Origin of the sequence: Micromonospora sp. B11E3, assembly GCF_039871625.1 — a bacterium.
Classification (GTDB): domain Bacteria; phylum Actinomycetota; class Actinomycetes; order Mycobacteriales; family Micromonosporaceae; genus Micromonospora.
The window spans coordinates 125,119-137,312 of record NZ_JBDPMC010000009.1 but is presented as its reverse complement, the minus strand read 5'-3'; the positions used below and the strand labels follow the sequence as shown (position 1 = coordinate 137,312).

The window sequence follows — 12,194 nt, the reverse complement described above, 5'->3', positions numbered from 1 at the left end:
CAAGCGGCACAACCGGAACCGGCCGATATCACGGCCGGCGTACCGCTGTGGCGATTCGCTTCCCCATTTCGCGGGTGCCGATCACCTTCGTCCCCTCTTCCTGGATGTCGACGGTGCGATAGCCGTCCTGAATCACCTCCTCGACGGCTGCCTCCACGGCAAGGGCCTCCTCGTGGAGGCCGAGCGAGTGACGCAGAAGCATCGCGGCCGAGAGAACGGCGGCGACCGGATTGGCCTTGTCCTGCCCCTCGATGTCGGGCGCGGAGCCGTGGATGGGCTCGTACAGGCCGAAGGTGCCCGAGCGGGTCCGGCGCACTCCCAGGCTCGCCGACGGGATCATGCCGATGCCGCCGGTCAACATCGAGGCCTCGTCGGTCAGGATGTCGCCGAACAGGTTCTCGGTCACGATGACGTCGAAGCGGGACGGCTCGCGGATGAGATACATGGCGCAGGCATCGACGAGGATGTGCTCGTAGCTCACGGTGGGATAGTCCGCGGCGACCCGGTCGACGATGCGGCGCCAGAGGATCGAGGAGCTGAGCACGTTGGCCTTGTCGACCGAGGTGACCTTACGGCGACGAGCGACCGCGATGTCGAAGGCGGCCCGTACGACGCGCTCGATCTCCTGCTCGGTGTACAGGAGAGTGTCGATAGCTTCCTCGCCCTGCTCGGTGCGGCGGATCTCGCTGGGCTTGCCCGGAATCGATTCCAGGTGCCCGTAGTAGAGACCGGCGGACAGTTCGCGGACGAAGATCAGGTCGGTGCCCTCGAGATAGTTCGGCTTGAGTGGCGAAGCACTGTAGAGGCTTCTCGACGGCCGGATTGGACGCAGGTTCGCGAAGAACTGGAAGTCCTTGCGCAGCCGGAACAGGGCCTGCTCCGGCTTGACCTTGGCGTTCTGCCGCTCGTGCGCCGGCAGGCTGCCGATGGCACCGAAGAGGATGGCATCGCTCTCGGCGCAGGTCTGCATGGTGGCCTCGGAGATGGCCACCCCCTCAGCCGCGATGCTGGCCAGGCCGGCGAGACGCCGGTGGATCGTGAGCTTGTGCTCGTAGAGGTCCGCAACGGTGAGCAGAACCTCGAGAGCCTGCTCCGTGACCTCTGGCCCCACACCGTCGCCAGGCAGGACGGTAACCGCATAATCACCCATGTTCTCTACCCTTTTCGAAGTGGTTCGGCGCTGTATTCGTGCGGGGCCAGAGGCGGAGTTCAGGACTTCGGCTTCGGCTTCTTACCGGCCAGGGCGAGCAGGCGCTGAACCAGCGTGCCGCGCCAGGTGATCATGTCGTGCCCGCCGGTGTACTCGTTGTAGTGCACCTCGTAGCCCTTTTCGAGCAGGACATCGCGCAGCTTGCGGTTCGTCGCCAGCTGGTCGAATTCGGCAATGGCGGCCTCGAGCGAACCGACCTCCATGGAGAAGCGGACAGGAAGCTTGGGGCTCTCCGCGAACTGCCGGGTCAACCACTCCATCTCGACATCCGGCGTCGTCGGCTCCGGCCACCAGAAGGAGCCGGACTGGGAGATGACATTGCCGAAGACGTGCGGCAGCTTGAACCCCACGTAGGCCGCAGCCAGTCCGCCGTAACAGGACCCGCCGACATACGCCTTCGCCGGATCGTCGCTGATGTGGTAGTTCTCGCGCAGGAAAGGCATCATCTCCTGCTCGAGGAATTCGGCGAACGGCTCGTAACAGGGCAGTTCCGTGGCGCGGACCGCCTGGTCCATGTTGCTGTGCATCACCAGGATGAACGGGTCGATCCGGCCGGCGTACAGGAGGTTGTCCAGCACGGTGGGCGTGGCCGCGAAGCTGAAGTAGGACCAGCCGTCGAAGAGCACGAACACGTTGTACTTGTCGCCGTCGGTCGAGTAGCCCGGCGGCACGTACACCGAGACGTGGTGCTGGGTCTTCAGGATCTCGCTGTCGAGGATGTGCATGTGGTTCTTCCCCTTCGGCACGCCACGCCGCGCGATGTTCCACGGCTGCTTCGGCGCGTCGGGAAGCTCCAGCACCGACACCACGAGGTCGTCGAGGATCGTGACCTCGCGGGGGTTCAGCGGATCCCGGCGATAGAAGGGAATGCGCGCCATGACGTCCGAGTACTTCTCGGTCGGCTCCAGCGGGTCGTTGACCGACAGCAGGTAGGTCGTACGCAGGTCGGACGGCAGGATGTACGCCTTGTAGAAGACGTCCGTCCCCGGAATCCGCTCGAAGAGGTACTCGTCGAAACCGTCCTGGGTCGGCGCGCTGTAGAAGAGCACCAGCACGTTGTCCGTGTCGCCGGGATCGCGCCACAGGAAGGTGGCGAGAGTCCGACCCTCCTCGCCTTCCATCGGCTGCATCAGCGGAGACCCGTCGGCCTCGACGGTCTTCCAGAAATCGTCGAGGGCCCCCGGGTCACCCGCGGCGAGAGCCTCCTTGAGCCGAACGATGCGGTGATCCGTGTGCGAATTAGTGGGAGCAATCATCGCGTTCTCCTAGCGCCGGGCCGGCGCGTCGTCGTGGACGGGCGGGTCGTTGGCGTGACGTCAGTCCAGGTCGAACAGATCGTCCGCATCCATCTCCTCCCCGTCGTCTCCGGCGAGGCTCTCGTCGATCACCCGGGCGAGGGCCTCCAGGGTCCGGTTCTGGAAGACCATCGGGAGCATCACCGACACGTCCCATTCCGACTGCACCTCGGTGGCCAGGGAGGCCACCAGCAACGAATGGCCACCGAGATCGAAGAAGTCGTCGTGGACGCCCACCCGCTCCACGTTCAGCAGCCTCGTCCAGATCTCGCCCAGCGCCCGTTCGGTCTCCGTTCTCGGCGCGACGAAGCTCTCCCGTTCCTGCGTCTGCCGCACGATCGAGGACAGTGACGGCAGAGCCTTGCGGTCCACCTTTCCGTTCGGGCTCAAGGGGAACTCCGGCAGGTCGACGAAGTAGGTGGGAACCATGTATTCGGGGAGCTGCTGCAGCAGGTGGTCCTTCAGCTCGTCGACGGTGACCGCCTGTCCCTCGTTCACGGTGTAGAAGGCCGCCAGCCGCTTGTCGGCGGCGGAGACCTCGTGCACCGTGATCAGGCAGGACTGGAGCGCGGGGTGCTGCGCCAGGACGGCCTCGATCTCGCCGACCTCGATCCGGTGGCCACGGATCTTGATCTGGTGGTCCTTGCGCCCGACGTACTCGATGACGCCGTCACGCCGGTGGCGGGCCAGGTCGCCGGTCGCGTACAGCCGCCCCTCGCCGAAGGGATTGGCGACGAAGCGCTCCGCGGTCAGGTCGGGCCGACCGAGGTAGCCACGCGCCAGCTGCACGCCGCCGATGAACAGCTCGCCGATGACGCCGTCCGGCACCGGCATCATGGCCTGGTTCAGGACATAGAGCTGGGTGTTCGCGACCGGGCGGCCGATGGGCACCGTCGTCGCCCCCTCGACCGGGTGGCACTCCCAGAAGCTCACGTCCACCGAGGCCTCGGTCGGGCCGTAGAGGTTGTGCAGGCGCACGCCGGGCAGCAGGCGCAGGAACCGCTCCTGCAGGTCGAGCGGAAGGGCCTCGCCACTGCACATGACGTGCCTGATCTTCTGGCAGTGCTCGGCCACGGACGGCTGCTCCAGGAACGACTGGAGCATCGAGGGGACGAAGTGCAGGACAGTGATGCGCTGCTGGTCGATCACCTCGGCCAGGTAGGCCGGGTCACGGTGCCCGTCGGGGCGGGCGACGTGCAGCCGGGCGCCGGTGATGAGCGGCCAGAAGAACTCCCAGACCGAGACGTCGAAGCTGAAGGGGGTCTTCTGCAGTACCCGGTCCTCGCTCTGCAGCGAGTAGGTGTCCTGCATCCAGAGCAGGCGGTTGCAGATGCCCTGGTGGCCGAGCATGGCGCCCTTGGGCTTGCCCGTCGAGCCGGACGTGTAGATGACGTAGGCGAGGTTGTCCGGCCCCGACAGGTTCGCCAGCGGCTCGGCGCTCTCCTGCGGCCACTGCGCGTCGCCTCCGCTGAGCTGGACCAGCGGAACGTCCTGGCCCACCAGCGACTCGATGCGCTCCTGGGTCTGCGGCTGCACCAGGACGGCCTGGATCTGGGCGTCGGAGACCATGAAGGCGAGCCGGTCCGCCGGGTAGGCGGGATCGAGGGGAACGTAGGCCCCGCCGGCCTTCAGGATGGCGAGGAGACCGATCACCAGCTCGAGCGAGCGCTCGGCGCAGATGCCGACGCGCGACTCGGGCCCCACGCCCTTCGCGCGCAGGGTCCGCGCCAGCTGGTTGGTGTGTCGGTCCAGCTCCGCGTAGGTGAGGGTCTGGTCCTCGAACGACAGGGCGATGTGGTCGGGAGACCTGCGCGCCTGGGCCTCGAACAGCCCGTGGAGGGTCGCGGGCCGCAGCCACCTGTCGTCCCGGGTCGCGTTCCACTCCTCCAGCCGTTGTACGACCTCCGCGTCGCTGAGCAGCGGCAGTTCGGACACCGGCTTGCCGGGTGAGCTCAGCGCCTCCTGGATCAGGGTCTCGAAGTGCTCCGCCATGCCGACGACGGTGCGCTCCTCGAAGAGGTCGGTGTTGTACTCGAAGCCGTACTGGAGCGCGCCGGCCTTCTCCTGGATGCTGAACAGGAGGTCGAACTTCGCGATACCGATGCCTTCGTCCAGCACCTCCCGCATCCAGGCCGGCTCCTCCTGCTCCTCGGGGATCTCCTCGAAGAGCTTGTCCAGGCCGGTGAACATCACCTGGAAGATGGGGCTGTAGCTCGAGCTGCGCTCCGGATTCAGTTCCTCGACGATCTTTTCGAACGGAATTTCCTGGTGGCTCTGGGCGTCCAGCAGCTTCCACCGGACCTGCTTGAGCACGTCCGCGAATCCGGGATTGCCCTGCAGGTCGACGCAGAGAGCAACCGTGTTGACCAGGAAGCCGATCAGGGGCTCGGTCTCGATCCGGTTCCGGTTGGCGATCGGGACGCCGATGACCACCTTCTCCTGTCCGCTGTAGCGCGACAGGAGCACCGCGAACGCGCTCAGCGCGGTGATGAAGTGGGTGGTCTGGTTCTCGCCGCTCACCTGCTTCAGCTGCTGCGTCACCTCCGGCAAGAGCGAACCGGTGAGGTTCGCGCCCCGGAAGCTCTGCACCGCCGGCCTGGGCTTGTCGAGCGGCAGCGAGATCAGTTCGGGGGCGTCGGCCAGTTGCTCCTTCCAGTAGTCCAGGTGCGGACGCAGCCGCTCCTCCTCGAGCCACTGCTGCTGCCAGACGGCGTAGTCCGCGTGCTGGATGGGCAGCGCCGGCAGCTGCGCGGGCCTCGCCTCGGCGGTCGCGTGGTAGAGCTCGCGCACCTCCTCGTTGAAGAGCCGGATGGAGTAGCCGTCGAAGACGATGTGGTGCGCGCTGAACACCAGGACCGCCTCGACGGCGGAGAGGCGGATGAGCATCGTCCGGAGCAGCGGCCCCTGCGCCAGGTCGAAGGGCCGGTTCCACCACTCCTGGATGAGCTCCTTCGCCGACGCCTGCTGCTGCTCGGGCGCGGTCGACGAGAGGTCGACCTCGGTCAGCGCGACCTCGCCCTCTTCGGCGACCACCTGCCAGACCCGGCTGTCGTGCTCGTGGAAGGTCGTCCGGAACGGCTCGTGGCGCCTGGTCAGCTCCGCGAGCGCCGTCCGGAGCGTCTCGCCCTCCAGCGCCTCGGGCCAGTGCAACAGCCAGCCGATCGTGTAGAAGGCGCTGTTCGGGTTGAGCCGGTCCATGAACCAGAGCCGCTGCTGGTCGAACGTGGCGGGCAACGGCTGGTCCCGCGAGACGGGCACCAGGGGCGGCGCCGCCTGCTGCGGCGACTGGTCCTGCTGCAGGCGCTCCAGCTCGCCGGCCAGCCGGGCGATGATCGGGTGTTCGAAGAGCAACCGGATCGGCATCTCGACGCCGAAGGCCTGCCGGATGCGCGCGACGACCTGCACCGCGAGCAGCGAATGGCCACCCAGGGCGAAGAAGTCGTCGAAGATGCCGATGGGAGCGCGGCCCAGCACCTGCTCGAAGACCGTCGCCAGCAGGGCCTCGCTCTTGGTACGCGGAAGGGCGTTCGCGGCCAGGGCCGCCGCCGGCGTCTCCTCGGGCAGCGGAAGCGCGCGCCGGTTCAGCTTGCCGTTCTGGTTGAGCGGCAACTGCTCCATGCAGACGAACGCCGAGGGCACCATGTGCCGGGGCAGCTTCTCGCCCAGGTACGCGCGCAGCGCCTCGCTGATGTCGCCGGCCCCCGACTCCGGCTCCACGTAGGCGACCAGCCGCTGGCTCGGGCCGTCCGGGAGGACCAGCACGGCACAGTTGCTCACCTGCGGGTGCAGGCCGAGGACGGCCTCGATCTCACCCAGTTCGATCCGGAACCCGCGGATCTTCACCTGGTGGTCGGTCCGGCTGACGTATTCGATGTTGCCGTCGGGCAGGTACCGCACCAGGTCGCCGCTCTTGTACAGGCGGCTGCCCGGCTCGCCGAACGGATTCGCCACGAACATCTCAGCCGTCAGCTCGGGGCGGTTCAGATACCCGCGGGTGACACCCACACCGCCGATGTACAGCTCCCCGGGCACCCCGACCGGCACCGGCTGCATGTACGGGTCGAGAACATACGTCTCGACGTTCGTGATCGGCCGACCCATGTGCAACACGTCGAGGTGCTCGTCGATGGGCGTACCGGTGGCGAAGACGGTGGTTTCCGTCGGGCCGTAGACGTTGAAGAACGTACGCCCCGGCGCCCAGGTACGGATGAGTTCCGGCGAGTACGCCTCTCCACCGACGACCAACGTGCGCAGGTGCGGAAGTTCCGCCTTCGGCAACGTGGCCAACGCACCCGGCGTGAAGCTCAGGTTCTCGATCGCCCGCTCGACCACCACGTCGTGCAGATCGTTGCCGATCATGTGCAGGCCGTGCTTCGGGATGTACAGGGTGCCGCCCGCCAGCAGCGGCAGGATGATCTCCCACACCGAGAAGTCGAAGCTGTACGACGCCACCTGCAACACACGCTGCCGCCGGGTGAAGCACTCGTGCTCGTGCCGCCACGGCACGATGTGGTTGACGCCGCGGTGCGGCACCATCACACCCTTCGGCCGACCCGTCGAACCCGAGGTGTAGATGATGTAGGCCAGGTTCTCCGGAGTCAGCCCGGTCCGCGGAGCCTCCGTGGGCTCCCCGGCGACCGCCGACCACTCGGAGTCCAGGCTGAGCGTCGGAAGGTCCCCCGACGGCACGCGCTCCCGCACGTGCGACTGCGTGAGCACGACCCTCACCCCGGCGTCCTCGATCAGGAACGACAACCGCTCCGGCGGGTAACCGGGGTCCATCGGCACGTACCCGCCGCCGGCCTTGAGGACGCCGAGCAGACCGACGAGCACCTCGATCGAGCGCTCCATGCACAGAGCGACCAGCACCTCGGGACCGACCCCCCGGGCCTGGAGCCAGTGCGCCAACTGGTTGGCCCGCCGGTTCAGCTCGGCGTAGCTGAGCTGCTCCTCCTCGTACACCACCGCGATCGAGTCGGGCGTCCGCTTCGCCTGCGCCTCGAACAACTCGTGCAGGAACTGCGGCTCGGTGCCGGTCGCCGTGGACGTGGGCCACTCGTCGAGAATGTGCGCCCGCTCGGTCTCGGTGAGCATGGTCAGCTCGGCCAGGTTCTTCTGCGGCGCGCTCGCCAGTTCCCGGCAGATCTGCCGGATGTGCGCGAGCATGCCGTCGACCGTCCGGCCGTCGAAGCGCTTGGTGTCGTAGAGGATGCTGACCCCGAGCTGCTCACCCTGGTTGATCACCACGTTGAGCGGGAAGTGGGTCCGCTCCTCCGCGTCGACCAGCGTGAAGCGCAGGGCTGCGGCCTCGTTCTCCTGCACCGGGTAGTTCTCGAAGACGAAGAGGCTGTCGAAGAGCTGCCCGTCGGCCGGGATCTCACTCCACTGCTGGACCTGGAGCAGCGGGCTGTACTCGTACTGGCGCATCTGCGTGTTCTGGTCCTGCAGCCGCTGGAGCCAGTCGAGCCTGCGCGCCTGGCCCGGCATCTGCACCCGGACCGGCAGCGAGTTGATGAAGAGGCCGACCATGCGCTCGGCGCCCTCGAACTCCGGCGGGCGGCCGGAGACCACGGTGCCGAAGATGACGTCCTCGCTGCGGCTGTAGCGGCCCAACAGCAGGGCCCAGCAGCCTTGCAACACCGTGTTGAGGGTCAGGTGGTGATCCTGGGCCAGCTTCTGCAGCGCCGCGGTGTCCTCGTCGTCCAGGAACGTGCTCACGAGGCGTACGGCCGGCCCGTCGGGGGCCTGGCTCACCGGCTCGCTCTTCTTCTCGACGCTCAGCGGGGCGGCCTGTTCGGCCCCCTGCAGGAGCTCACGCCAGTAGCGCTCGGCCTCCTGCATGTCCTGCTCGCCGAGCCAGGCGACGTAGTCCCGGTAGGGACGCGCCGGTTGCAGGGCCGGCTGGCGGCCGTTGACGAACGCGCCGTAGGACTGGACGACCTCGGCCAGGAGCAGGCTGTTGCTCCAGCCGTCGAGGATGGCGTGGTGGGCGCTCAGGACGAACTGGTAGTTCTCGTCGCCGGTGCGGGCCAGGAGCATGCGCCACTGCGGAATCTCGTGCGGGTCGAAGCCCCGGTTGCGCTCCTGCTTCAGGTACGCGTCCAGGCGCTCCTGCTGCTGCTGCGGCGAGTCGGAGCGCCAGTCCTGCACCTCCATCGGCACCGGGATGTTCCGCCAGACCAGCTGGATGGCCCCGTGCTCCGGCACCGACCAGAAGCTGGTCCGCAGGATGGGGTTGCGCCGCATGGCCTCCGCCCAGCTCTGCCGGAAGGCGTCGACCTGCAGGTCCTGCTCGATCTGCAGTACCACCTGGACGTGGTAGAGGCCCTGGCCCTGGGCGTACTGGCTCTGGAACCACAGGCCCTGCTGCAGCGGGGTCTGCGGGTAGACGTCCTCCAACGGGCGGGCCAGCTCGCTGCCCGTCCAGGCGGGCAGCGCCCGCAGCTGGTCGACCAGCTCGTCGATCTCCGCCTGGTTCAGGCCACTGATCGGCAGGTCCGACGGGCTGTAGCCGTTGACGCCGGGGCGGCGCGCCTCGGCGGCGAGCTGGTTGAGCACCTCCAGCGCCTGCCGGGCCACCCGCTCGACCGTCTCCTGCTGGTGGGCCGTCTCGTGGTAGTTCCACTGCATCCGCAGCTCGCCGTCCTGGATGCGGCTCACGACGTCGATCAGGTAGAGGCGCTGGTTCTCCGGCCCGACGTCCGGACCGATGGCCTCCTGGGCGAGGGCGAAGTTGCCGGTGAAGGCCCCGTCGAGCTCCCCGATGTAGTTGAAGCTGACCTGGGCGGCGGGGGCCTGCCGCAGCTGCGCGCCGGCCTCGGTCTCGTTGGAGAGCAGCAGCCCGTAGCCGATGCCCTGCCGCGGTCGCCGGCGCAGCAGCTCCTTGATCTCCTTCAGCCCCTCCACCGGGTCGGCGGCGGACGGCACCGGCAGCCGCACCGGCGAGATCGTCGTGAACCAGCCCACCGTCCGCGACAGGTCGATGTCGTCGAACAGGTCCTCCCGACCGTGACCCTCGAGATCCACCCGCACGTGCGAGCCCTGCGTCCACGACCCCAGCGCCGCCGCCACCGCGGTCAGCAGCACGTCGTTGATCCGCGTGTTGAACGCCGCCGGAACGTCCTGCAGCAGGGCCTGCGTCTCCTCCCGGCCCAGGCTCACCTCGCACGCCCGGCTGCGGCTGACCGTGTTGTCGCTGTCCGGGCCGTCCAGCGGTAGCGGCTGGACCGGCTCGACCTGCTCGAGCCAGTACGGAAGCTCGCCCAGCGTCGTCTCGCTCGACGCCTCCTGCCGTAGCCGGCCCGCCCACTGCTGCCACGAACTCGACTTCGCCGGCAGCACCAACTCCTGGCCCTGCCGAACCTGCTCCGACAGCGCCGCCAGGTCCTCCAGCAGGATCCGCCAGGAGACGACATCCACCACCAGGTGGTGCACCGCCAGCAGCAGACGATGCTTACCGTCCGCCAGACCCGTGAACAGCACGGCACGGACCAGCGGGCCATCGGCGAGATCGAAGCTGGCCTGGACCTGCTCGGTGATCTCCCGCAGTTGGTCGGCCCGGTCCGCGGGCGGCGTGGCGGAGAGGTCGTGGACGTGCCACGGCACCGCCTCCGGCGACCCGACCAGCTCGGCCTGCCAACCGCCGTCGCCCCGGACGTAGCTCGCCCGCAGCCCGTCGTGGTGCTCCAGCAGCCGCAGCAGCGTCCGCTGCCACTGCTCCGGCGCCAGCTCCGCCGGCACCTCCAGCAGGAACGCCTGGTTGAAGTGCTCCTGCCGGACGAAATCCTTGGCGAAGAACCACCGCTGGATCGGGGTCAGCTCGACCGGCCCGGTAACCGGGCCCTGCTCGGCCTGCACGCTCGCCGCGTCCTGCTGCACCACCACGTGGCTCAGCTCGGCGATCGTCTGGTACTGGAACAACTGCTTGACGTTGAAGTGCAGACCGGCCTGCTTGGCCCGGAAGATGACCTGCAGGCTCAGGATCGAGTCGCCGCCCAGCGCGAAGAAGTTGTCGTGGATGCTCACCGGGTCGGCCGCACCCAGCACCGCCTGCCAGATCTGGGCCAACTGCTCCTCGACATAGGTACGAGGAGCGACGTACTCCGCCTTGGCGCCGGAGGCGTACTGCTCCCAGGGCAGCGCGGCCAGGGCCCGCCGATCCAGCTTGCCGTTGGGGTCGAGCGGGAGCTGGTCCAGGGGTACCAGGATGCTCGGGATCATGTAGCTGGGCAGCCGGTCACCCAGGAAGGCCTGTGCCGCGTCCAGGGACAGGGGTTCCCGCGCGACGACGTAGGCGATCAGCCGTTTGGTGTTCGCCTCCTCGTGGACCAGCACCGCGGCGCTCTGCACCTGGGGGTGCTCGGACAGCGCGCTCTCGATCTCACCCAGTTCGATCCGGAAGCCACGGATCTTCACCTGGTGGTCGATCCGGCCGAGGAACTCGATGTTCCCGTCCGGGAGGAACCGGGCGCGGTCGCCGGTCTTGTAGAGGCGGCCACCCGGGTGCTTGCCGAACGGGTCGGCGATGAAGACCTCGGCGGTCAGATCGGGCCGTCCCAGGTAGCCGCGCGTCACGCCGCTGCCGCCGATGTAGAGCTCCCCGGCGACGCCGACGGGCAGCGGTTGCAGGCGCGAGTCGAGGATGTAGACCTGGGTGTTGGGAATGGGCCGGCCGATGTGGATCCGCTCCAGGTCCTTCCCGTAGCGGGCGATGCTCGCACCGACCGTGGTCTCGGTCGGGCCGTAGCCGTTGAAGAAGGCGCGGTCGGTGGCCCAGGCCCGGGCGAGGTCGAGGGGGCAGGACTCGCCACCGACGCTGATGAACTGCAGCGACGGCAACGATGCCGGCGGCAGGGTGGCGAGGGCGGACGGAGTGATGGAGATGTTCTCGATCGCCTGCTCGATCACGAAGTCGGCGAGGTCACCGCCGATCATCCGCAGGTCGGCCGGGGGCAGGACCAGAACGCTGCCCGAGAGCAGGGCAATGGTGATCTCCCAGACCGAGATGTCGAAGCTGAGCGGGGTGCCCTGCATGACCCGTCGCGGCGTGTCGAGGCCGTAGTTGTCCCGATGCCACTGCGAGATGAACCGGATGCCCCGGTGCGGCACCTGGACACCCTTGGGCTGCCCGGTGGAACCGGACGTGTAGATCACGTAGGCCAGGTTGTCCGGGGTGACCCCGATCGCGGGAGCGTCCGCGGGGTGGTCGGCCAACCGCGGCCACACCGTCTCGACGTCCAGCAGGGTCGCGCCGGAGTCGGGCAGCAGCTCGGCCAGGGACTGCCGGGTCAGCAGCACGCGCGCCTGCGAGTCCGCGACCATGTACGCGAGACGCTCACGCGGGTACGTGGGGTCGAGCGGAACATAGGCGCCACCGGCCTTGAGGATGCCCAGCAGGCCGACCACCATCTCCAGGGACCGCGGGACGCACAGCCCGACCAGCGTCTCGGGCCCGACGCCCTGGCTCCGAAGCAGGTGGGCGAGCTGGTTCGACATCCGATCGAGGGCGGCGTAGCTCAGCTGCGCGTCCCCGGAGACCACGGCCACGCGATCCGGGAAGCGCCGGGCCTGCTCCTCGAACAGTTCGTGGAAACACGACGGGCGCTCCGCCTGCTGCTGCTTCATCTGCGCGAGGCGCAGACGCAACAGCTTCTGCTGCTCCGGAGAGAGCTGCGACATTTGCTGAGGGA

At 68.2% G+C, this 12,194-nt stretch carries 3 protein-coding genes; all 3 read right to left on the bottom strand.

Going from position 1 to position 12,194, the window contains the following annotated elements:
* Positions 1–28: 28 nt before the first annotated feature.
* Genes leuB through ABGB16_RS07620 form a run of 3 tightly spaced genes read right to left on the bottom strand, consistent with a single transcriptional unit; the run spans position 29 to position 12,183 of the window.
* A complete protein-coding gene (gene leuB, locus ABGB16_RS07630; protein ID WP_347667251.1) occupies positions 29–1,150 on the bottom strand; it encodes a 3-isopropylmalate dehydrogenase in 1,122 nt (373 codons plus the stop codon).
* Between the two features lie 59 nt (positions 1,151–1,209).
* Positions 1,210–2,466, bottom strand: a complete 1,257-nt coding sequence (gene fes / locus ABGB16_RS07625; protein ID WP_347667250.1) for an enterochelin esterase — start codon at positions 2,464–2,466, stop codon at positions 1,210–1,212.
* 60 nt (positions 2,467–2,526) lie between these two features.
* On the bottom strand, positions 2,527–12,183 hold the full coding sequence (locus tag ABGB16_RS07620; RefSeq protein ID WP_347667249.1) for an amino acid adenylation domain-containing protein: 9,657 nt from the start codon (positions 12,181–12,183) through the stop codon (positions 2,527–2,529).
* Positions 12,184–12,194 lie beyond the last annotated feature (11 nt).

Coding starts and splice junctions, on each gene's coding strand:
- leuB (WP_347667251.1), bottom strand. CDS start 1,150: ATGGGTGATTATGCGGTTACCGTCCTGCCTGGCGACGGTGTGGGGCCA.
- fes (WP_347667250.1), bottom strand. CDS start 2,466: ATGATTGCTCCCACTAATTCGCACACGGATCACCGCATCGTTCGGCTC.
- ABGB16_RS07620 (WP_347667249.1), bottom strand. CDS start 12,183: ATGTCGCAGCTCTCTCCGGAGCAGCAGAAGCTGTTGCGTCTGCGCCTC.